This is a genomic window from Pseudomonas sp. GW822-FHT02G04 (assembly GCF_058802085.1).
Map to the genome: position 1 here is coordinate 43522 of NZ_JBXANU010000027.1, position 22212 is coordinate 65733.

The window sequence follows — 22212 nt, forward strand, 5'->3', positions numbered from 1 at the left end:
GTCATTGTCAGCGGAGGCGTTACGAGGCAATCAACTGCCGCAACACGTAATGCAAAATCCCTCCGGCCTTGAAGTACTCCACTTCGTTCAGGGTATCGATCCGGCACAATACCTCGACCTTCTCCTGGCTGCCGTCTTCACGGGTGATGACCAGCGTCAGGTTCATCCGCGGGGGCAGTTCGACGCCCGTAAGGCCAAGAATGTCCAGGGTTTCCCTGCCGGTGAGGTTCAGGCTTTTGCGGTTCTGATCCAGCTTGAACTGCAACGGCAACACGCCCATACCCACCAGATTTGAACGGTGAATCCGCTCGAAGCTTTCAGCGATGACGGCTTTGACCCCCAGCAGGTTGGTACCCTTGGCCGCCCAGTCACGGCTCGAGCCGGTGCCGTATTCTTGCCCGGCGATTACCACCAGCGGCGTGCCCGACGCCTGGTAACGCATGGCCGCGTCGTAGATCGGCAGCTTTTCCCCGGTCGGAATGTAAATCGTGTTGCCGCCTTCTTCGCCACCGAGCATCTCGTTGCGAATGCGGATGTTGGCGAAGGTGCCGCGCATCATCACTTCATGGTTACCACGACGCGAACCGTAGGAGTTGAAGTCTCGTGGCTCCACCCCTTGCTCGCGCAGGTAACGGCCGGCAGGGCTGTCCGTCTTAATGTTACCGGCGGGGGAGATGTGGTCGGTGGTTACCGAATCGCCGAGCAGCGCGAGGACTTTCGCCCCTTCGACATCCTTGACCACCGGCGCAGGGCCGCCAATGTCATCGAAGAAGGGCGGATGCTGGATATAGGTCGAATCGTTGTTCCAGACATAAGTCGCCGCCTGCGGCACTTCGATGGCTTGCCACTGTTCGTCACCGGCGAACACTTCAGCGTACTCCTTGTGGAACATCGCGGTGTTCACCTGAGTCACCGCGTCGGCGATTTCCTTGGTGCTCGGCCAGATGTCTCGAAGGTAAACCGGGTGGCCGTCCTTGTCGTGACCCAAGGGCTCGCTGCTGATGTCGATGCGCACCGTGCCGGCCAATGCATAGGCGACGACCAGGGGCGGGGAGGCCAGCCAGTTGGTTTTCACCAGCGGATGCACGCGGCCTTCGAAGTTGCGGTTGCCCGAGAGCACTGAGGCGACGGTCAGGTCAGCTTTCTGGATGGCTTTTTCGATCGGCTCCGGCAACGGTCCGGAGTTGCCGATGCAGGTGGTGCAGCCATAACCGACCAGCGCAAAACCGAGTTGGTCGAGGTATTGGGTCAGGCCGGCTGCCTTGTAATAGTCGGTGACCACTTTCGAACCGGGGGCCAGGGAGCTCTTGACCCAGGGTTTGCGCTTGAGGCCTTTTTCCACGGCTTTTTTTGCCAATAGTCCAGCCGCCATCATCACGCTGGGGTTGGAGGTGTTGGTGCAGGAGGTGATCGCGGCAATCACCACCGCACCGTTTTTCAGCCGATGCGTATGGCCTTCGTGGGCGTAGTCGGCTTCACCGATCAGATCGGCGTTGCCTACCGCGACGCCACCGCCGCCCTCACTTTCGAGGCGACCTTCTTCCTTGCTGGTCGGTTTGATTTGCAGGCCGAGAAAGTCAGTGAACGCTTGCGCGACATCCGGCAACGAGACACGGTCTTGTGGGCGCTTCGGCCCGGCGAGGCTGGCTTCGACGCTGCCCATGTCCAGGGCCAGGCTGTCGGTGAACACCGGCTCCTTGCCGGGCAGGCGCCACAGGCCTTGAGTCTTGCTATAGGCCTCCACCAGTTTCACGGTTTGTGTGGTGCGGCCAGACAGACGCAAGTATTCCAGGGTCACCTCGTCCACCGGGAAGAAGCCGCAGGTGGCGCCGTATTCCGGAGCCATGTTGGCAATGGTCGCGCGGTCGGCCAGCGGCAGGTCGGCGAGGCCGTCGCCGTAGAACTCGACGAATTTCCCGACCACGCCTTTCTTGCGCAGCATCTGGGTGACGGTCAGCACCAGATCGGTGGCGGTGATGCCTTCCTTGAGCTTGCCGGTGAGTTTGAAGCCGATCACTTCCGGAATCAGCATCGACACCGGTTGGCCAAGCATCGCTGCTTCCGCTTCGATCCCGCCGACGCCCCAGCCGAGTACGCCGAGGCCGTTGATCATGGTGGTATGGGAATCGGTGCCGACCAGGGTGTCGGGGAAGGCATAGGTGCGGCCGTCCTCATCCTTGGTCCAGACGGTGCGACCCAGATATTCAAGGTTTACCTGGTGACAGATGCCGGTGCCCGGCGGCACCACACTGAAGTTGTCAAAGGCGCTTTGGCCCCAGCGCAGGAAGGCGTACCGCTCATGGTTGCGCTGCATTTCGATATCGACGTTCTGTTCGAAAGCGCTACTGCTGGCGAATTTGTCGACCATCACCGAGTGGTCGATCACCAGGTCCACCGGCGACAGCGGATTGATTCGCTGCGGGTCACCACCGGCCTTGGCCATGGCGGCGCGCATGGCGGCCAGGTCGACCACGGCCGGGACGCCGGTAAAGTCTTGCATCAATACCCGCGCGGGGCGGTATTGGATTTCGCGATCGGAGCGACGCTCCTTGAGCCAGGCGGCAATCGCCTTGAGGTCGGCGCCGGTGACGGTTTTCTCGTCCTCCCAGCGCAGCAGGTTTTCCAGCAGCACTTTCAACGACATTGGCAACTTGTCCAGATCACCCAGGCTCTTGGCGGCTTCGGGCAGGCTGAAGTAGTGATAGGTCTTGTCGTCGACTTGTAAGGTTTTAAGGGTTTTCAGGCTATCGAGGGACGGCATTGAAATGACTCCTTTAAGTCCACACGGCTACGGACGGAGGGAAGGGCAGAGGTTTAAACCTAGTCCTGTTTGGTGCTTAAGGCTAATAACTGGACTCTATGGTTAAGTCCAGGGTCTGTTGACGCTTGCTGACGAGCCGCGTTGCGATGCCAACGTGTGCGAGGCAAGGCGCGGGATGCCGCCAATGGTTGTTCCCTTGGCAAATCCTGCAACGCAGCCTCGCACACGTTGGCGCGCAACCCGAAGGGACGCGACCCATTTGGCGCTGGGCGGCGTTGCTCGGAACTTATTTGGAACAACCAAACTGCGTTCCTCGCGCCTTGCCCAGCGCCAAATGGGTCTGCGTCGCGGTCGTCAGCAAACGTCAACAGACCCTGGGTTCCGATCTCGGCTATCATGCGCCGGTTTTCGTGACAGGCTTTGCTTCAACGCAAGTCTGGGCATCGCGCAGTGGCGCAATTTTTCCGCCAACTGCCCAGGAGTAAGAATGAACACCCTCTTTATGCATTGCCGGCCGGGCTTCGAAGGCGAAGTCTGTTCCGAGATTTCCGAACATGCCGCGCGGCTGAACGTGGCCGGTTATGCCAAGGCCAAGACCGCCAGCGCCTATGCCGAATTCATCTGCACCGAAGAAGACGGCGCCGAGCGCCTGATGCGTGGCCAGCGTTTCGCCGACCTGATCTTCCCGCGCCAGTGGGCCCGTGGGATCTTTATCGATCTGCCGGAAACCGACCGCATCAGCGTGATCCTCGCGCACATGGCGGACTTCCCGCTGTGCGGCAGCCTGTGGCTGGAGATGGTCGACACCAACGATGGCAAAGAGCTGTCGAACTTCTGCAAGAAATTCGAAGTGCACCTGCGCAAGGCGCTGATGGCAGCCGGCAAACTGGTGGAGGACGCCAACAAGCCGCGGCTGCTGTTGACCTTCAAGAGCGGCCGCGAAGTATTCATGGGCCTGGCGGAGTCGAACAATTCGGCGATGTGGCCGATGGGCATTCCACGCCTGAAGTTTCCCCGTGAAGCGCCGAGCCGTTCGACGTTGAAGCTGGAAGAGGCCTGGCACCATTTCATCCCCCGCGACCAGTGGGATGAGCGTCTGCACAGCGACATGACCGGTGTCGACCTCGGCGCCGCACCTGGCGGCTGGACCTGGCAACTGGTCAACCGCGGCATGCTGGTGACCGCCATTGACAACGGCCCGATGGCCGAAAGCCTGATGGATACCGGTCTGGTGCAGCACTTGATGGCCGACGGTTTCACCTTCAAGCCCAAGCAACCGGTGGACTGGATGGTTTGCGACATCGTCGAGAAGCCGGCGCGCAACGCGGCGATGCTGGAAGAGTGGATTGGCGAGGGGCATTGCCGGGAAGCGGTGGTCAACCTCAAGCTGCCGATGAAACAGCGTTATGCCGAAGTGAAACGCTTGCTGGAGCGTATCGCCGAGGGGTTCAAGGCGCGGGGCATTCGGGTTGAAATCGGCTGCAAGCAGCTGTATCACGACCGTGAAGAAGTGACCTGCCATTTGCGCCGGCTTGACGTGAAAAAACCGAAATCCCGCTGATTGATGGAATGTACGCGGACCGATCGTTCCCACGCTCTGCGTGGGAACGCCGCCGGGGATGCTCCGCGTTCCACCTTTGGATGTGACGCGGAGCGTCACGGGATGCATTCCCACGCAGAGCGTGGGAACAATCAGGCATAACGGTGGCGTTCAGCCATAGATGACCGAACACCCGGCAATGCGCGACAATGCCGGCAAGTTTCAGGAGTAAACCATGAGTGAAATGATCGATACGCCGGTCGACGGCACCCTCGACGCCACCGGCCTCAATTGCCCGGAACCGGTGATGATGCTGCACCAGCATATCCGTGACCTGGTGCCCGGCGGCCTGCTGAAGGTGATCGCCACTGACCCGTCGACCCGTCGCGACATTCCCAAGTTCTGCGTGTTCCTTGACCACGAACTCGTCGCGCAGCATGAAGAGGCAGGCACCTACCTGTACTGGATCCGCAAGAAGCTCGCTTAACGGGCACAAAAAAAGGGCCTGCATGTGCAGGCCCTTTTTTGCGCTCGCTTAACCGGCCGAACGGCTGATGCGGATCCGCTTGCGTGCGCTGCGCGCCAGGCGGATCGACAGCATCAGCGCCGCGCAACTCAAGCCGACGATCAAACCCTGCCACAGCCCGCTCGGGCCGCTCGGCGCACCGAACCAATCGGTCAGGCCCAAGGCGTAACCCACCGGCAAACCGATGCCCCAATAAGCGAACAGCGTCAGGATCATCGTCACTCGCGTGTCCTGATAGCCGCGCAGTGCACCGGCCGCTGTCACCTGGATCGCATCGGAAAACTGGAACAGCGCCGAATACACAATCAGCATCGCGGCCACGTGAATCACCGTCGGGTCGGCGGTGTAGATCGCGGCGATGGGTTCACGCAGCAACAGCATCATGCTTGCGGAAATGCACGCATAAGCCAGCGCCGTGCCCATGCCGACCCCGGCGGCGAAGCGTGCTTCGCGTGGTTCTTCACGGCCAAGTGCCTGGCCGACCCGCACGGTCACAGCCATGCCGAGGGAGTAGGGGATCATGAACACCAGTGAGCTGAAATTCAGGGCTATCTGGTGCCCGGCGACCACGGTGGCGCCGAGGCTGCCGATCAGCAGGGCGATCACGGCAAAGATGCTCGACTCGGCGAACACCGCGATGCCGATCGGCAGGCCGATGCCCAGCAAGCGTTTGATCACCGCCCACTGCGGCCAGTCGAAACGGCTGAACAGCTGGCTCGACTGATAGGCCGGTGCCCAGCGCTCCCAGCCGGCCATGCCCAGCGCCATCACCCACATCACGATTGCCGTGGCCCAGCCGCAGCCGACACCGCCCATCGCCGGCACACCAAAGTGGCCATAGATGAAGATGTAATTGAGCGGAATGTTCAGCGCCAGCCCGCACAAGCCAAGGACCATGGCCGGACGCGTGCGACCCAGGCCATCACTGAAGCAGCGCAGTACGTGATAGAACGCGACGGCAGGCAGGCCGCTGGCGATGCCGTGCAGGTACTGCATGCACGGGCCGATCAGTTCGGGGTCGACCTTCATGATGTGCAGGATCGGTTCGGCGCTGAACAGCAGGCCGGTCGCCATCAAACCCACCACCAGCGCCAGCCACAAGGCCTGGCGCACGATCGGGCCGATCTCGCTATGAGTGCCGGCACCGAAGCGCTGGGCGACTTTCGGGGTGGTGGCCAGCAGCGTACCGGTCATCAACAGAAACACCGGCACCCAGATCGAGTTGCCGAGCGCGACGGCCGCGAGATCGCGAGGCCCGACCCGACCCGCCATCACCGCATCGACGAAGCCCATGGCGGTGGTCGCCAGTTGCGCGATCATGATCGGCAACGCCAGGCCGAGCAGGTTTTTCAGCTCCAGGCGAACCCGGGCCGGGCGGTTGAGGGAAATAGCGGCGGTGTGGTCAGTCACGGAATTCAAGGCGAAACGTCCAAAGGATTTTGATGCGCGAGGCAGCGCATTCTACGCCTTGACGCAATGGTCAGGAAAAATCCTGTGTTGCGGATTTGTAATCAGCTTTACAGGCATCGCCCACACCCTGTGGCGAGGGAGCTTGCTCCCGCTGGGCTGCGCAGCAGCGCCAAAATCAGCTACCCATTTCCTTCAGACACACCGCGGCATCAGTCTTTGCGACTGCTTCGCCCGGGCGCGGATCGGCCGGCGGGAGCAAGCTCCCTCGCCATAGGGGCGCAACTAAGGCGCGTAATACCTGCTGGCCCATCACCTCCATCTGCGCCTAAACTGCCGGTCCGCCAAAGGAGCCTGCCATGTTGATTGTTGCCGACGAAAATATCCCGCTGCTCGATGCTTTCTTTGAAAGCTTCGGTGAAATCCGCCGAGTGCCGGGACGTTCCATCGACCGCGCCACTGTCGAGCAGGCCGATGTGCTGCTGGTGCGCTCGGTGACCAACGTCAACCGTGAGTTGCTCGAAGGCAGCAAGGTGCGCTTTGTCGGCACGTGCACCATCGGCACCGATCATTTGGACCTGGACTACTTTCAGCAGGCCGGCATCATCTGGTCCAGTGCGCCAGGCTGCAATGCCCGGGGTGTCGTCGATTACGTGCTGGGCAGTCTGCTGACCCTGGCCGAAATCGAAGGCGCCGACCTGACTCAGCGCACTTACGGCGTGGTCGGCGCTGGCGAGGTGGGCGGGCGGCTGGTCAAGGTTCTGCAAGGCCTGGGCTGGAATGTGCTGGTTTGCGATCCGCCACGGCAAGCCACTGAAGGGGGCGATTACGTCAGTCTCGAGCAGATCATCGAACAATGCGATGTCGTCAGCCTGCACACGCCGCTGGACAAGCAAGGCCCTCAGGCAACCTGGCATCTGTTCGATAAAAACCGTTTGAACCAACTCAAACCCGGCACCTGGCTGATCAACGCCAGTCGTGGCCCGGTGATCGACAACGCTGCCCTGCGTCAGGTGCTGTTGCAACGTGAAGATCTGCAAGCGGTGCTGGATGTCTGGGAGGCTGAGCCTGAAGTCGATGTCGCGCTGGCGGAGTTGTGTGTCATCGCGACGCCGCACATTGCCGGCTACAGCCTCGACGGCAAACAGCGCGGGACGGCACAGATCTATCAGGCGTTTTGCGAGTTCCTTGGGCAGCCGGAACAGGTCAGCCTGAGCGACTTGCTGCCAGCACCATGGCTGTCGGCCGTGACGTTGAACGCCGACACCGATCCGGCCTGGGCGCTGGCGATGTTGTGCCGTGGCGTGTACGACCCGCGCCGTGACGACGCGGATTTTCGCCGCAGCCTTGTAGGCAATGTGAGCGAACAGCGTGCAGCGTTCGATGGGCTACGCAAGCATTACCCGCTGCGACGTGAGATCGATGGGTTGAAAGTGCGGATTGACGGGAATTCGCCGGCGTTGCAGCAGATTGTGGCGGCCTTAGGCGCAACCTCGATCTAAAGAAACTGACCGGCCCCTGCACAAGCCACGCGAAACAAACACCCATAAAAAACCCGGCCAACAGGGCCGGGTCAAGAAGACGGTGGCTATATCACTTTTGTTCGGCAGGCTTGACCAATCGCTTTTCCAGTTCGCGGCAAGCGTCCTGGATCATATTTTCAGTGATCGGTACTTCGCGTCCTTCCTCATCGATAATCGAGCAACCCAGAGACTGGTCTGGCTGTGTGCGGATCACTTGAATCTTGTCATCGCTGCTGTTTTGCAAGGACATGGCCTGTCTCCTCATCAGGTTGTGTGCTTACTGTAAAACCGCCAGGTGACCGGGCTGTGACAATTCCCTGCGATCTTTCAGGTCGGCATCTTCAGTCCATCAGAAATACCCTGACGTTTCCACCCGGACTTTAGACCAATAACCTCTAGCCACTAGTCTTGGTGGTCATAATTAACGTTACTCATTGTGATTTACAGCGTTCAAGCCGATTGACCGGTGTAGGCTTGATCGGGTCAAAACCCATTGGTTGCATCATCGGATGATCTTCATGCTCTCTGCCCGTCACCGCCGCGCCATTCGCCTGGCCAGCCGTTTCATCTCGCCTTACCGTTGGCCGGCCTTCGGCGCCTTGCTGGCGTTGATTGTCACTGCCGGCATCACCTTGTCCATGGGGCAGGGGATTCGCCTGCTGGTGGATCAGGGTTTCATGACCCAGTCACCGCATTTGCTCAATCAATCCATCGGCCTGTTCATGCTGCTGGTGATCGGTCTGGCGATCGGCACCTTTGTGCGGTTTTACCTGGTGTCGTGGATCGGCGAGCGCGTTGTCGCGGACATCCGCCGTCGGGTGTTCAACCACTTGGTCTACCTGCATCCAGGCTTCTATGAAGACAACCGCAGCTCCGAGATCCAGTCCCGGCTGACCGCCGATACCACGCTGCTGCAATCGGTGATTGGCTCTTCGCTGTCGCTGTTCCTGCGTAACGGGCTGATGGTGATCGGCGGGATTGTCTTGCTGTTTATCACCAACCCCAAACTCACCAGCATCGTGGTGATCGCATTGCCGCTGGTGGTCGCACCGATCCTGATTTTTGGCCGCCGGGTACGCACCCTGTCGCGACAGAGCCAGGACCGGATTGCCGACATTGGCAGTTATGTTTCCGAAACCCTGAGTCAGATCAAAACCGTGCAGGCCTACAACCATCAGGTGCAGGACGAGCAGCGTTTTGCCGCGACCGTGGAAGAGGCTTTCAACACCGCCCGCAAACGCATCTTCCAGCGAGCCTGGTTGATTACCCTGGTGATCCTGCTGGTGTTGGGCGCGGTCGGGGTGATGCTCTGGGTCGGCGGCATGGACGTCATCGCCGGGAGGATTTCCGCGGGTGAGCTGGCAGCGTTCGTCTTTTACAGCCTGATCGTCGGTGGCGCCTTCGGCACATTGAGTGAAGTGATCGGCGAATTGCAGCGAGCAGCGGGGGCGGCGGAACGGATTGCCGAGCTGTTGCGTTCGGAAAACATCATCCAGCCACCGACCCAAGGTCTGGTGACGTTGCCTGAACGGGTGAAGGGCGATCTGGAGCTGCACGATGTGCGCTTTTCCTACCCGTCGCGTCCTGAAAGCTATGCCGTCGATGGCTTGAGTCTGACGATCAACGCCGGCGAAACCCTTGCCTTGGTCGGGCCATCCGGTGCCGGCAAATCGACGGTGTATGACCTGCTGTTGCGCTTTTACGACCCCGCTGAAGGACGCATCCTGCTGGACGGTGTGCCGCTGACCCAACTCGACCCTCTGGACCTGCGTCGCTGCTTCGCCCTCGTCTCGCAAACCCCGGCGCTGTTCTTCGGCAGCATCGAAGAGAACATTCGCTACGGCCACCCGACGGCGACTTCGGCCCAGGTCCAGGAAGCCGCGAAAATCGCCTACGCCCACGACTTCATCGAGCAAATGCCCAACGGCTACCAGACCCACCTCGGCGACGCGGGTCTCGGTTTGTCCGGCGGGCAACGCCAACGCTTGGCCATCGCCCGGGCGCTGCTGGTGGACGCGCCGATCCTGCTGCTCGACGAAGCCACCAGCGCCCTCGACGCCCAGAGCGAGCACCTGATCCAGCAAGCCCTGCCCAGCCTGATGAAAAACCGCACCACACTGGTCATCGCCCATCGACTGGCCACGGTGAAAAACGCTGACAGGATTGCCGTGATGGACCAAGGGAAACTGGTGGCAGTGGGGACGCATCAGGAGTTGATTGCGAGCAATGCGTTGTATGCGCGGTTGGCGGCGTTGCAGTTTAGTGATGGGCTCCATGCCCCAACCGACCAAGTAACCGACTAAGTGACCGACCAAGTCGAGCACCATAAAAAATGCCCGCATCAATCGATGCGGGCATTTTTGTCAGCGTTTCAAAGCAGGCTCATTGATCGTCAAAGTAACGTTCATGCCAATCCACCAGCGGCTGCGGTGAATTGAGCTTCTGGCCGTAGATCACCGAATACGACAGCACGTTCTGCACGTACTGGCGGGTTTCGTCGAACGGGATGCTTTCCACCCACACATCGAAGCTCAGGTGGTCGGCGCCGCGCAGCCATTGACGCACGCGGCCGGGGCCGGCGTTGTAGGCGGCGGAGGCGAGGACGCGGTTGCCGTTGAACTGGCTATGGACCTGGCTCAGGTAGGCGGCACCGAGCTGGATATTTTTATCCGGATCGAGCACTTGCTGCGGCGAGGCCAGGGGAATGTTGAACTTGCGCGCGGTTTCCTTGGCGGTGCCGGGCATCAGTTGCATCAGGCCGCTGGCGCCGACGCCGGAGCGGGCGTCGTCCATGAAGGCGCTTTCTTGACGAGTGATGGCGAACACCCAGCTCGAGTGCAGGCCACGGACCTTGGCTTCACGCACCAGGGTATCGCGGTGAGCCATCGGGAAGCGGATGTCCAGGTCGTCCCAGTACTGCGCCTTGCTGATGGTGCGGATTGCCGGGAAATACCATTTCAGGTCATAGGCCAGTTTCGCCTGGGCGACCATTTCGTCTCGGCTGAAGTGCTGGCTGACGTGGTACCACTCGCGTCGACCATCGACGATCTGCCCGCGGGCATGGAACTCCAGCGCGCGGCGCACACCCGGGGTATTGCGCACCTTGTTGATCAGCGCCTGGCTGAGCACCAGCGGTTTGTTGATCAGCGAATAGGGAGACTGCGAGCGATCGGCGGCCAGGAAACCGTAGAAGTCGCGTTCGCGAGCCAGGCCCTTGTAAAGCGTTTGTGCTTGCGGATTCTGTGGCTGCGCCAGTTCCAGGGTGCGAGCCTGCCAGTAACGCCAGCGGTTGGTGGTGGCCAGGTCCTGAGGCAAGCGGCGGGTCAACTGATAGGCATCGTCCCAGCGGGCCAGACGCAACAGCAGGCGCAAGCGCCATTCCGAAACGGTGTTGTCCCGCAGTTCCGGGTCGTATTTGGTCATCACGTCCAGCGCGCGGCTGTCGAAACGTCGAGCGAGGGTCAGCCCGATTTCCCGGGCGATCGCGACTTTTTCATCACGGGAGAAGTGCATGCTGCTGGCGTAACCGTCGAGCAGGGCCATAGCCCTGTCCGGATCCTGACGGGCCAGGCGGCGCAGGCCAAGGCTGACGATATCGGACATCGGCTCATCGGCCGGGATAAAGCGCGATGGCTGATTCAGCAGTTCGGGTTTCTGCGCCACATCCACCAGCAGGCGACCGCGCGGGGCGAGGGTCGTCAGGCCATTGATCAGGCTGTTGGCCAGCGGGTAGTTGCTGGCCTGGGCGGCGAGCTTGGTGCGTTCCCAGCGTTTCTGTTCAGTCAGTTGACCATCGGCGGCCCACATGCCGAACGCTGCATCGCATGCCTCGGGCCGGGTTTTGCCGCTCAACCAGAGCTTGTCGGCGTTGGCGTAGCCTTCGGCCTTACGGTTATGGCTGATCAGATACTGCGCGTTCAGGCAGTCCAGTTCGGTGAAATTGAGCTTGGGGTCATAATATTTGACGAAGGTCGCCCAATCGCCGCGTTCGGCCAGCCAGCGCAACCAGCGCAATTTCATCCAGTTGGCTTGCGGCAGGTCACCGTGTTCGGCGAGGAAGTTCTCGATTTCGGCATTGCTCGCGGTTTTCAGCCGCGCGGTCAGTTCGTCATAGGCCAGGTAGGGGGTCAGCGGATAATCGCTGAGCGCCTGGTTATAACGGAAATAAGGGCCGGAATCGCCCTTGGCCAAGGCACGCTTGGCTTCGTCGTAATACTGGCGTTGGGTAGACAGGTCTACCGCCTGGGCGGATTGAACGGCAGCGGCTGTAAGAAGCAAACACGAAAAAAGACTGAAAAGGCGACTGCGCATGAGACGTCCGGGCAGAGAAATCATGACAAGTGCCAGCAGGAGCGGCACTGAATTGTCTGTAGCTTAGCCTTTTGCCAGCAACGGGCGAAAGCTTTGCCGAGCTGTCGGCACAAGTTCGCAACAATTGTTGTGCAGAGTGCTTCGACATTGAAATTGCCGGCCTTCTGTAGCCTCAAGTCAGGTAGAATGCGCGCCCGGTTTTTGGAGAAGCTCATGACCCTGCTCAAATTCAGCGATGTGTCCCTTGCTTTCGGCGCTATGCCGTTGTTGGACAAGGTGTCCTGGCAGATCGCCCGTGGTGAGCGGGTGTGCATCATCGGCCGCAACGGCACTGGCAAGTCCAGCATGATGAAGCTCGTCAAGGGCGACCAGAAGCCTGACGATGGCTCCGTTTGGCGCGCGCCCGGCCTCAAGATTGGCGAATTGCCGCAAGAATTGCCGGTAGCCGACGAGCGGACCGTGTTCGACGTGGTTGCCGAAGGCCTCGACGGCGTTGGCGCGTTGCTTGCCGAATACCACCACCTGAGCCAGAACATCGTCACCGACGCCGATCTGGACAAACTGATGCACGTCCAGCACGACCTCGAAGCCCGCGATGGCTGGCGCTTGCAGCAACTGGTCGACAGCACCTTGAGCCGTCTGCAGTTGCCTGCCGACAAGACCCTCGCCGAATTGTCCGGCGGCTGGCGTCGTCGCGTCCTGTTGGCTCAGGCGCTGGTTTCCGAACCGGACCTGCTGCTGCTCGACGAACCGACCAACCACCTGGATATCGGTGCCATTGCCTGGCTTGAAGAAGCGCTGAAGGATTTCCAGGGCGCCGTGCTGTTCATCACGCACGACCGTTCATTCCTGCAGAACCTTGCAACCCGTATCCTGGAACTGGATCGCGGCGGCTTGATCGACTGGAACGGCGATTACGCCAGCTTCCTCGTGCACAAAGAGGCCACGCTGGCCGCTGAAGAAACCGCCAACGCGCTGTTCGATAAAAAACTGGCCCAGGAAGAAGTCTGGATCCGCCAGGGCATCAAGGCGCGTCGCACCCGTAACGAAGGCCGTGTCCGTGCACTGAAAGCCCTGCGCGTCGAGCGTAGCGAGCGTCGTGAGCGTACCGGCAAGGCCAACATTCAGCTCGATACCGCCGACAAGTCCGGCAAGCAGGTGATGGTGCTCGAGAACGTGAGCTTCGCTCACCCGGGCGGCCCGTTCCTGATCAAGGATTTCTCCATGGTCCTGCAGCGCGGCGACCGCATCGGTCTGCTCGGCGCCAACGGTACCGGCAAGACCACGCTGTTGAAGCTGATGCTCAACGGTCTGCAACCGACCAGCGGCACAGTGGAAGAGGGGACGCGCATCGACGTGGCCTATTTCGACCAGTTGCGCCATCAGTTGGACCTGGAAAAGACCGTGATCGACAACGTCGCTGAAGGTCGCGACTTCATCGATATCGATGGCCAGAGCCGTCACGTGCTGAGCTACCTTGGCGACTTCCTGTTCAGCCCGCAGCGTGCCCGCACGCCGGTCAAGGCGCTGTCCGGTGGTGAGCGAGCGCGTCTGCTGCTGGCCAAACTGTTCAGCAAACCGGCGAACCTGCTGGTGCTCGACGAACCGACCAACGACCTCGACGTGGAAACCCTCGAACTGCTGGAAGAGGTCTTGCTGACCTTCAACGGCACTGTGCTGATGGTCAGCCACGACCGGGCATTCCTCGACAACGTGGTCACCAGCACCCTGGTCTTCGAAGGCGAAGGCAAGGTTCGCGAATACGTCGGTGGTTATCAGGACTGGCTGCGTCAGGGCGGCTCGCCGCGCCTGCTGGGCGTGACCGAGAGCAAGTCCGGCAAGGCCGACCTGAACTCGGCGGTCGTGACGGCCGAACCTGCGCCGGTTGCTGCAGTGGAAACGCCAGCGCCGGTGGCGAAGAAGAAGCTCAGCTACAAGTTGCAGCGTGAGCTGGAAGCCTTGCCTGGCCAGATCGAAGCCATGGAGCAGCAGATCGCGGTGGTTGAGGCGCAGATGGCGGACGCCGGCTTCTATCAGCGTCCTCCTGCCGAGACGGCTGCTGTGATCGCTCAGCTTGAGCAGTTACAGGCTGAACTCGACGTGATGGTCGAGCGCTGGGCCGAGCTGGATGCCTGATTGATGATCCGGCTATAAAAAAGCCCGGCTTCACTCGCGTGATTGTCGGGCTTTTCATAAGGGTTTTGTTGTTGCTTGTTGTCAGCTTTTTTGCAGGCGCACGGCAAGTACATCGCAAGGCGCGCCGTGCAGCACGTCATTGGCAGTGGAGCCGAGCAACAGTGCCAGGCCATGCCGGCCATGACTGCCCACCACGATCAGGTCGCACGTTTGCTCCTTGGCGAGATGGTGAATCTCCTGGCGCGGCTGGCCGTAGGTCAAGTGGCTGTATTCCTTGGAGAGCTCCGGGTATTTCAGGATCAACCGCTCAAGGCGCTCCTTGGCCTGATCGAACTGTTGCTGTTGCAACTGGGAAAGGTCCATCGGCACGTCGCCGCCAAAGGCCATGGCCATCGGCTCGACGATATGCACCAGGGACAGCTTTGCGCCATTGCTCACCGAAAGTTCGCGGGCGCGGTGGATTACAGGATCGCACTCTTCGGTTAGATCTACAGCGACCAGAATATGGTGGTAGGGCATGAGGTGCTCCTCCTGAGGATTGCAATATTGGTAAGTATGGCTGGTTTCAAGCGCATTGGTTTCAATGCGACTCAATGGGCTCATCAAGAATCGGGAGTACAGATATGACGGTCTGGATAGTGGTGTCAATCCTGCTGGTGGTGCTGAGCCCGCTGGCGTGGTTGCGGCCGTCTCGTGTCCAGAGCGGTCGCATGGCCCTGCGCATGGAGGCGCGGCGCATCGGCCTTGCCATGCAATTGGCGCCCCAGGAGTGGCCGCACTGGCTGAGCCAGGAGCCGCCAAGCCCTTGCGCCCAGTACCACCGACCGCGCCGTGGCACTCAGCCTGCGTGCTGGAGCTATTGGCAGAAGGCGCCGGGGGTGTGGGTCAATCAGTGGCAGGAAGTCTGCGAGGATGGAGTGCTGCTGAATCATTTCGAAAAATTGCCTGCCAACGTCTACAAGGTCGAAGCAGATAAGCAAATGATTGCCCTGTATTGGGGCGAGAAGGGTGAAGCCGAGGTTCTGCAACAGATCGACGCTACGCTCAAAGCACTCGCCTGAACCCCGATCTGCTACGGAAGGCAATAAAAAGCCCGACATCATCATCGGGCTGGGGTTGGCCAGGCAGGCCGGTAATTCTTTGTGGCACAGATCTTACGCTTGGCATTCGTCAAAAGCGTTCAAATTTTTTCTTCAGGGTCCCGCCAGCGTAGCCTGTTAAACACAGGTTGCCGCGAATTAGGGCGACTTTTCTAACTATTGATTCTATGAATGGCCTCACATGCATCCGCGTGTTGCAGGGCTTCGTGGTACGGAAGTGACCGGAAAGTCGCGTTTCAACCAGTATTTTGGGCGATTGACAATTGCCGGAAATTCCGTGAAGGTGACACACCCAAATCAAACGGGCGTATGAATTGAGCGTTTGTATTACAGACTGCTCCTACAGAATCCCGACTATCGCGTTGGCGGGTGTGCCGGGTGAGTTGGCGTTAGCATTGACGATAAACGTCCCTGCCGAGCCAGCCGCCTGCGTCCGACGTGTACTGTTCAGCTTCCATATCGTGGAGATCAGTTGATGATTTACGAAGGTAAAGCCATCACGGTTAAGGCTCTTGAAAGTGGCATCGTCGAACTGAAGTTCGACCTCAAGGGTGAGTCCGTCAACAAGTTCAACCGTCTTACCCTGAACGAACTGCGTCAGGCCGTAGACACCATCAAGGCAGATGCTTCGATCAAGGGTGTGATCGTCAGCAGTGGCAAGGACGTATTCATCGTCGGCGCCGACATCACCGAATTCGTCGACAACTTCAAGCTGCCGGATGCCGAGCTTGTTGCTGGCAACCTCGAAGCCAACAAGATTTTCAGCGATTTCGAAGACCTCAACGTCCCGACTGTCGCCGCGATCAATGGCATCGCACTGGGCGGCGGTCTGGAAATGTGCCTGGCGGCGGATTTCCGCGTCATGGCCAGCACCGCCAAAATCGGTCTGCCGGAAGTCAAGCTGGGCATCTACCCGGGCTTCGGCGGTACCGTACGTCTGCCGCGTATCATCGGTGCCGACAACGCCATCGAGTGGATTGCCGCCGGTAAGGAAAACCGTGCTGAAGACGCACTGAAAGTCGGTGCCGTCGACGCGGTGGTCGACTCGCAGAAGTTGCACGAAGCGGCGCTGAACCTGATCAAGGGCGCCATCTCCGGCAAGTTTGACTACAAGGCCAAGCGTCAGCCGAAGCTCGAAAAACTCAAGCTCAACGCCATTGAACAAATGATGTCGTTCGAAACCGCCAAAGGTTTCGTGGCCGGCCAGGCGGGTCCGAATTACCCGGCGCCAGTCGAAGCGATCAAGACCATCCAGAAAGCCGCGAACTTCGGTCGCGACAAGGCGCTGGAAGTCGAAGCCGCCGGTTTCGTCAAACTGGCCAAGACCTCTGCCGCGCAGAGCTTGATCGGTCTGTTCCTGAACGATCAGGAGCTGAAGAAAAAGGCCAAGGCCTACGACGAAATCGCCAAGGAAGTGAAGCAGGCTGCCGTATTGGGCGCCGGCATCATGGGTGGCGGTATCGCTTATCAGTCGGCCTCCAAAGGCACGCCGATCCTGATGAAGGACATCAACGAGCACGGTATCGAGCAAGGTCTGGCTGAAGCCGCCAAGCTGCTGGTTGGTCGCGTTGATAAAGGTCGCATGACCCCGGCGAAGATGGCCGAAGTGCTCAACGGTATTCGTCCGACCCTGTCCTACGGCGATTTCGGTCACGTCGATCTGGTCGTCGAAGCCGTGGTCGAGAACCCGAAGGTCAAGCAAGCCGTTCTGGCCGAAGTCGAAGACAAGGTCAAAGAGGACACCATCCTCGCGTCCAACACCTCGACTATTTCCATCACCTTGTTGGCCAAAGCCCTCAAGCGTCCGGAAAACTTCGTCGGCATGCACTTCTTCAACCCGGTGCACATGATGCCGCTGGTTGAAGTGATCCGTGGCGAGAAGTCCAGCGAAGTGGCCGTTGCCACCACCGTTGCCTACGCCAAGAAAATGGGCAAGAACCCGATCGTCGTCAACGACTGCCCGGGCTTCCTGGTCAACCGCGTGCTGTTCCCGTACTTCGGCGGTTTCGCCAAGCTGGTCAGCGCCGGCGTGGACTTCGTCCGTATCGACAAGGTCATGGAAAAATTCGGCTGGCCAATGGGCCCGGCATACCTGATGGACGTGGTCGGCATCGACACCGGCCACCATGGTCGTGACGTCATGGCTGAAGGCTTCCCGGATCGCATGAAGGACGATCGCCGTTCGGCCGTCGACGTGCTCTACGAAGCCAAGCGCCTGGGCCAGAAAAATGGCAAGGGCTTCTACGCCTACGAGACCGACAAGCGTGGCAAGCAGAAGAAAGTCGCCGATCCGTCGGTGCTGGAAGTGCTCAAGCCGATCGTGTTCGAACAGCGCGAAGTCACTGACGAAGACATCATCAACTGGATGATGATCCCGCTGTGCCTGGAAACCGTGCGTTGCCTGGAAGACGGCATCGTCGAAACCGCCGCCGAAGCCGACATGGGTCTGGTCTACGGTATTGGTTTCCCTCCATTCCGTGGCGGTGCGCTGCGCTACATCGATTCGATCGGTGTTGCAGAGTTCGTTGCCCTGGCTGACCAGTACGCTGATTTGGGCGCGCTGTACCACCCGACCGCGAAGCTGCGTGCAATGGCCAAGAACGGTCAGAGCTTCTTCGGTTAAGCGCCCACACTAGAGCGAGAGTGAAAGTATATGAGCTTGAATCCTAGAGACGTCGTGATTGTCGACTTCGGTCGTACGCCGATGGGCCGCTCCAAGGGCGGCATGCACCGTAACACCCGCGCCGAAGACATGTCGGCACACTTGATCAGCAAATTGCTGGAACGCAACGTCAAGGTCGACCCGAGCGAAGTCGAAGACGTGATCTGGGGCTGCGTTAACCAGACCCTGGAGCAGGGCTGGAACATCGCCCGCATGGCGTCCCTGATGACTCAGATCCCGCACACCTCGGCCGGCCAGACCGTCAGCCGTCTGTGTGGCTCGTCGATGAGTGCGCTGCACACTGCCGCACAAGCAATCATGACCGGCAACGGTGACGTGTTCGTCGTTGGCGGCGTCGAGCATATGGGTCATGTGAGCATGATGCACGGTGTCGATCCGAACCCGCACATGTCCCTGTACGCGGCGAAAGCCTCGGGCATGATGGGCCTGACCGCAGAAATGCTCGGCAAAATGCACGGCATTACTCGCGAACAGCAGGACGCCTTTGGCGTGCGCTCCCACCAACTTGCCCACAAGGCGACCGTGGAAGGCAAGTTCAAGGACGAAATCATCCCGATGCAGGGCTACGACGAGAACGGTTTCCTGAAACTGTTCGACTACGACGAAACCATTCGTCCGGAAACCACCCTGGAAAGCCTGGCGGCTCTGAAGCCAGCGTTTAATCCGAAGGGCGGCACCGTGACCGCTGGTACTTCGTCGCAGATCACCGACGGTGCTTCGTGCATGATCGTGATGTCGGCACAGCGTGCCCAGGACCTGGGCATCCAGCCGCTGGCGGTGATTCGTTCGATGGCGGTGGCGGGTGTGGACCCGGCGATCATGGGCTATGGTCCAGTACCGGCAACGCAGAAAGCATTGAAGCGCGCGGGCCTTGGCATCAACGATATCGACTTCTACGAGCTCAACGAAGCTTTCGCTGCACAGGCCCTGCCAGTGCTGAAAGATTTGAAAGTGCTCGACAAGATGAACGAGAAGGTTAACCTGCACGGCGGCGCGATCGCCCTGGGTCACCCGTTCGGTTGCTCCGGTGCACGTATTTCCGGCACCTTGCTGAACGTGATGAAGCAGAATGGCGGCACCTTCGGGGTGGCTACCATGTGCATTGGTCTCGGCCAAGGCATCTCCACCGTCTTCGAACGCGTTTAAGCGTTTCGTCGATGGAAGCCGGGGCCATGTGCCCCGGTTTTTGTTTTTCCGGATTTATTTTTGTTTTTATTTTGAAAAAATTTGAGTGAGGGCCAAAGCATGCCGATACAACCTGGGCTCTACCAGCATTACAAAGGTCCGCAGTACCGCGTATTCAGTGTTGCGCGGCATTCGGAAACCGAAGAAGAAGTGGTCTTCTACCAAGCCCTGTATGGCGATTACGGCTTTTGGGTACGCCCCTTGAGCATGTTCCTGGAGTCGGTCGAGGTTGACGGCGAACAGGTGCCACGCTTTGCTTTGGTGCAAGCCGAACCGAGCATTTTTCCGAAGTCATAAGGGGAGTGCGCGCAGAACCCTGCGCTTGACCTCACCTTGTAGCCACTATATATAGCGGTGCCGCGTCAGGCGCCAACCGCCTTTCACTTCTAGAATTCAGGAATTTTCTGATCCATGGGCAAATCGCTGGTCATTGTGGAATCCCCGGCTAAGGCCAAGACCATCAACAAGTATCTGGGTAACCAATACGTGGTGAAGTCGAGTATCGGCCATATCCGAGACCTGCCCACCAGCGGTTCGGCTAGCGCCAGCAAAGAGCCTGCCGCCAAGCGTGGCAAGGCCGCCGCAGGCGAAGGTCCGGTGCTCACGCCGAAAGAGAAAGCGCGCAAGCAGCTGGTCTCGCGCATGGGTGTCGATCCCGATCATGGCTGGAAAGCCAAGTACGAGATTCTCCCGGGCAAGGAAAAGGTTATCGAAGAGCTGCGCCGGCTCGCCAAAGATGCTGACACCATCTATCTCGCAACCGACTTGGATCGCGAGGGGGAAGCCATTGCCTGGCACCTGCGCGAAGCCATCGGTGGTGACGACAGCCGCTACAAGCGCGTGGTGTTCAACGAAATCACCAAAAAAGCGATCCAGGAAGCTTTCTCCCAACCGGGCGAGCTGGACATCGATCGCGTAAACGCTCAGCAGGCGCGTCGCTTCCTCGACCGCGTGGTGGGTTACATGGTTTCGCCGCTGCTGTGGGCCAAGGTCGCGCGTGGGCTGTCCGCCGGTCGCGTGCAATCGGTTGCCGTGAAGCTGGTGGTCGAGCGTGAGCGTGAAATCCGCGCGTTCAACCCGGAAGAGTACTGGGAAGTTCACGCTGACCTCGGCACCGCCAAGGGTGCGACTGTGCGCTTCGACGTGGCTCGCGAGAAAGGCGAAGCCTTCAAGCCGCTCAACGAGGCCCAGGCCATGGCCGCGCTGGAGAAGCTCAAGGCTTCCAGCTACAGCATCGTCAAGCGCGAAGACAAACCGACCAGCAGCAAGCCGTCGGCACCGTTCATCACCTCCACCCTGCAGCAGGCCGCGAGCAACCGCCTGGGCTTCGGTGTGAAGAAAACCATGATGATGGCCCAGCGTCTGTACGAAGCCGGCTACATCACTTATATGCGTACCGACTCCACCAACCTCTCGGCCGATGCCGTGACGATGGCGCGTACTTATATTGAAGGCGAATTCGGCAAGAAGTACCTGCCGGAAACCCCGAACGTCTATAGCAGCAAAGAAGGCGCACAAGAGGCTCACGAAGCGATTCGTCCGTCCGACGCCAATACCGAGCCAAGCAAGCTGTCGGGCATGGAGCGTGATGCCGAGCGGCTTTACGAGCTGATCTGGCGCCAGTTCCTCGCCTGCCAGATGCTACCGGCCCAATACCTGTCGACCACGGTCACCGTCGGTGCCGGTGACTTCGAGTTGCGCGCCAAGGGCCGCATCCTGAAGTTCGACGGTTACACCCGTGTCATGCCGCAAATCACCAAGCCTGGCGATGACGACGTGCTGCCGGACATGGCCCAGGGCGACGCGATGAAGCTGATCAAGCTTGATCCGACCCAGCACTTCACCAAGCCGCCGGCGCGTTACTCGGAAGCGAGCCTGGTAAAGGAGATGGAAAAGCGCGGCATCGGTCGTCCTTCGACCTACGCAGCGATCATTTCGACCATCCAGGACCGCGGCTACGTGGCGCTGCACAACCGTCGTTTCTATTCGGAAAAGATGGGCGACATCGTCACCGAGCGTCTGGCCGAGAGCTTCTCCAATCTCATGGACTACGGCTTCACCGCCGGCATGGAAGAGAATCTCGATGACGTGGCCCAGGGCGAGCGGGACTGGAAAAACGTGCTTGACGAGTTCTACGGCGACTTCAAGAAAAAACTCGAAGTGGCCGAAAGCGCCGAAGGCGGCATGCGCGCCAACCAGCCGGTGATGACTGATATTCCTTGTGTAGTGTGCGGTCGTCCGATGCAGATTCGTACTGCATCGACGGGCGTGTTCCTCGGTTGCTCGGGTTACAGCCTGCCGCCGAAAGAACGCTGCAAGGCCACCGTCAACCTGGTACCGGGCGACGAAATCGCTGCGGACGACGAGGGTGAGTCGGAGTCGCTGGTTCTGCGCGGCAAGCACCGTTGCCCGATCTGCAGTACGGCGATGGATGCTTACCTGCTCGACGAGAAGCGCAAGCTGCACATCTGCGGTAACAACCCGGATTGCGCAGGCTACGAAATCGAAGAGGGCACTTACCGCATCAAGGGCTACGAAGGTCCGAGCCTGGAATGCGACAAGTGCGGTAGCGAGATGCAGCTCAAGACCGGCCGTTTCGGCAAGTTCTTCGGTTGCACCAACGCAACCTGCAAGAACACCCGCAAGCTGCTGAAGAGCGGTGATGCGGCGCCGCCGAAGATGGATCCGGTGAAGATGCCTGAGCTCAAATGCGAAAAGGTCAACGACACCTACATCCTGCGTGACGGTGCTTCCGGCCTGTTCCTGGCGGCTAGCCAGTTCCCGAAAAACCGCGAGACCCGTGCGCCATTGGTCGTCGAGATCGTGCCGCACAAGGATGAGATCGATCCGAAGTACCACTTCCTCTGCGAAGCGCCGAAGAAAGATCCTGACGGTCTGCCAGCAGTGATCCGTTACAGCCGCAAGACCAAAGAGCAATACGTGCAGACAGAAGTCGACGGTAAGCCGACTGGCTGGAAAGCGTATTACGATGGCGGCAAGTGGACGGTTGAAGACAAGCGTCCAGCAGCCAAGGCTTAAA

General features: G+C 59.9%; 15 protein-coding genes. 10 read left to right on the plus strand and 5 right to left on the minus strand.

The annotated features are described in order from the left end of the window. Positions 1 to 19: 19 nt before the first annotated feature. Complete coding sequence (gene acnA / locus AC1RO5_RS25545; RefSeq protein WP_493178328.1) at positions 20 to 2761, minus strand: aconitate hydratase AcnA; 2742 nt, start codon at positions 2759 to 2761, stop codon at positions 20 to 22. A gap of 487 nt (positions 2762 to 3248) precedes the next feature. Between acnA and rlmM the strand changes: the two genes are divergently transcribed. Both rlmM and tusA read left to right on the plus strand, forming a co-directional pair. Next, a complete protein-coding gene (gene rlmM / locus AC1RO5_RS25550) occupies positions 3249 to 4322 on the plus strand; it encodes a 23S rRNA (cytidine(2498)-2'-O)-methyltransferase RlmM (RefSeq protein WP_493178330.1) in 1074 nt (357 codons plus the stop codon). A gap of 214 nt (positions 4323 to 4536) precedes the next feature. Beyond that, entirely contained in the window at positions 4537 to 4788 is a 252-nt protein-coding gene (tusA, locus tag AC1RO5_RS25555; RefSeq protein WP_007907805.1) for a sulfurtransferase TusA, read from the plus strand. Between the two features lie 48 nt (positions 4789 to 4836). On the opposite strand, the gene AC1RO5_RS25560 is transcribed toward tusA, so the two are convergent. Then, positions 4837 to 6246, minus strand: a complete 1410-nt coding sequence (locus AC1RO5_RS25560) for an MATE family efflux transporter (RefSeq protein WP_305480510.1) — start codon at positions 6244 to 6246, stop codon at positions 4837 to 4839. A 347-nt stretch (positions 6247 to 6593) separates the two neighbouring features. On the opposite strand from AC1RO5_RS25560, the gene pdxB reads away from it, so the two are divergent. After that, positions 6594 to 7736, plus strand: a complete 1143-nt coding sequence (gene pdxB / locus AC1RO5_RS25565) for a 4-phosphoerythronate dehydrogenase PdxB (RefSeq protein ID WP_493178331.1) — start codon at positions 6594 to 6596, stop codon at positions 7734 to 7736. A gap of 91 nt (positions 7737 to 7827) precedes the next feature. On the opposite strand, the gene AC1RO5_RS25570 is transcribed toward pdxB, so the two are convergent. After that, entirely contained in the window at positions 7828 to 8007 is a 180-nt protein-coding gene (locus AC1RO5_RS25570) for a PA1571 family protein (protein ID WP_477812169.1), read from the minus strand. 268 nt (positions 8008 to 8275) lie between these two features. On the opposite strand from AC1RO5_RS25570, the gene AC1RO5_RS25575 reads away from it, so the two are divergent. Further along, positions 8276 to 10060 (plus strand): ABC transporter transmembrane domain-containing protein, encoded by a 1785-nt coding sequence (locus tag AC1RO5_RS25575; protein WP_493178332.1) that lies wholly within the window; start codon positions 8276 to 8278, stop codon positions 10058 to 10060. A gap of 79 nt (positions 10061 to 10139) precedes the next feature. On the opposite strand, the gene AC1RO5_RS25580 is transcribed toward AC1RO5_RS25575, so the two are convergent. Further along, complete coding sequence (locus AC1RO5_RS25580; RefSeq protein ID WP_493178334.1) at positions 10140 to 12068, minus strand: transglycosylase SLT domain-containing protein; 1929 nt, start codon at positions 12066 to 12068, stop codon at positions 10140 to 10142. 213 nt (positions 12069 to 12281) lie between these two features. Here AC1RO5_RS25580 and AC1RO5_RS25585 point away from each other — a divergent pair, with 213 nt between their 5' ends. Next, complete coding sequence (locus AC1RO5_RS25585) at positions 12282 to 14204, plus strand: ATP-binding cassette domain-containing protein (protein WP_018925314.1); 1923 nt, start codon at positions 12282 to 12284, stop codon at positions 14202 to 14204. A gap of 81 nt (positions 14205 to 14285) precedes the next feature. On the opposite strand, the gene AC1RO5_RS25590 is transcribed toward AC1RO5_RS25585, so the two are convergent. Then, a complete protein-coding gene (locus AC1RO5_RS25590) occupies positions 14286 to 14723 on the minus strand; it encodes a universal stress protein (RefSeq protein WP_007933196.1) in 438 nt (145 codons plus the stop codon). A gap of 104 nt (positions 14724 to 14827) precedes the next feature. On the opposite strand from AC1RO5_RS25590, the gene AC1RO5_RS25595 reads away from it, so the two are divergent. The 5 genes from AC1RO5_RS25595 to topA all read left to right on the plus strand — a co-directional run bounded on the left by AC1RO5_RS25595 (position 14828) and on the right by topA (position 22211). After that, on the plus strand, positions 14828 to 15265 hold the full coding sequence (locus tag AC1RO5_RS25595; protein ID WP_007933194.1) for a hypothetical protein: 438 nt from the start codon (positions 14828 to 14830) through the stop codon (positions 15263 to 15265). Between the two features lie 514 nt (positions 15266 to 15779). Further along, positions 15780 to 17927, plus strand: a complete 2148-nt coding sequence (fadB, locus tag AC1RO5_RS25600) for a fatty acid oxidation complex subunit alpha FadB (RefSeq protein WP_493178335.1) — start codon at positions 15780 to 15782, stop codon at positions 17925 to 17927. 30 nt (positions 17928 to 17957) lie between these two features. Beyond that, a complete protein-coding gene (gene fadA, locus AC1RO5_RS25605; RefSeq protein WP_493178336.1) occupies positions 17958 to 19133 on the plus strand; it encodes an acetyl-CoA C-acyltransferase FadA in 1176 nt (391 codons plus the stop codon). A gap of 99 nt (positions 19134 to 19232) precedes the next feature. Further along, a complete protein-coding gene (locus tag AC1RO5_RS25610; protein WP_493178337.1) occupies positions 19233 to 19469 on the plus strand; it encodes a DUF1653 domain-containing protein in 237 nt (78 codons plus the stop codon). A 114-nt stretch (positions 19470 to 19583) separates the two neighbouring features. Next, positions 19584 to 22211: a type I DNA topoisomerase gene (gene topA, locus AC1RO5_RS25615; RefSeq protein ID WP_019648305.1), complete on the plus strand. Its 2628-nt coding sequence runs from the start codon at positions 19584 to 19586 to the stop codon at positions 22209 to 22211. The last annotated feature ends 1 nt before the right edge of the window (position 22212 follow it).

Excerpts from the sequence above, each read along its gene's own strand:
- acnA (WP_493178328.1), bottom strand. The coding sequence starts at position 2,761 with ATGCCGTCCCTCGATAGCCTGAAAACCCTTAAAACCTTACAAGTCGAC.
- rlmM (WP_493178330.1), top strand. The coding sequence starts at position 3,249 with ATGAACACCCTCTTTATGCATTGCCGGCCGGGCTTCGAAGGCGAAGTC.
- tusA (WP_007907805.1), top strand. The coding sequence starts at position 4,537 with ATGAGTGAAATGATCGATACGCCGGTCGACGGCACCCTCGACGCCACC.
- pdxB (WP_493178331.1), top strand. The coding sequence starts at position 6,594 with ATGTTGATTGTTGCCGACGAAAATATCCCGCTGCTCGATGCTTTCTTT.
- AC1RO5_RS25570 (WP_477812169.1), bottom strand. The coding sequence starts at position 8,007 with ATGTCCTTGCAAAACAGCAGCGATGACAAGATTCAAGTGATCCGCACA.
- AC1RO5_RS25575 (WP_493178332.1), top strand. The coding sequence starts at position 8,276 with ATGCTCTCTGCCCGTCACCGCCGCGCCATTCGCCTGGCCAGCCGTTTC.
- AC1RO5_RS25580 (WP_493178334.1), bottom strand. The coding sequence starts at position 12,068 with ATGCGCAGTCGCCTTTTCAGTCTTTTTTCGTGTTTGCTTCTTACAGCC.
- AC1RO5_RS25585 (WP_018925314.1), top strand. The coding sequence starts at position 12,282 with ATGACCCTGCTCAAATTCAGCGATGTGTCCCTTGCTTTCGGCGCTATG.
- AC1RO5_RS25590 (WP_007933196.1), bottom strand. The coding sequence starts at position 14,723 with ATGCCCTACCACCATATTCTGGTCGCTGTAGATCTAACCGAAGAGTGC.
- AC1RO5_RS25595 (WP_007933194.1), top strand. The coding sequence starts at position 14,828 with ATGACGGTCTGGATAGTGGTGTCAATCCTGCTGGTGGTGCTGAGCCCG.
- fadB (WP_493178335.1), top strand. The coding sequence starts at position 15,780 with ATGATTTACGAAGGTAAAGCCATCACGGTTAAGGCTCTTGAAAGTGGC.
- fadA (WP_493178336.1), top strand. The coding sequence starts at position 17,958 with ATGAGCTTGAATCCTAGAGACGTCGTGATTGTCGACTTCGGTCGTACG.
- AC1RO5_RS25610 (WP_493178337.1), top strand. The coding sequence starts at position 19,233 with ATGCCGATACAACCTGGGCTCTACCAGCATTACAAAGGTCCGCAGTAC.
- topA (WP_019648305.1), top strand. The coding sequence starts at position 19,584 with ATGGGCAAATCGCTGGTCATTGTGGAATCCCCGGCTAAGGCCAAGACC.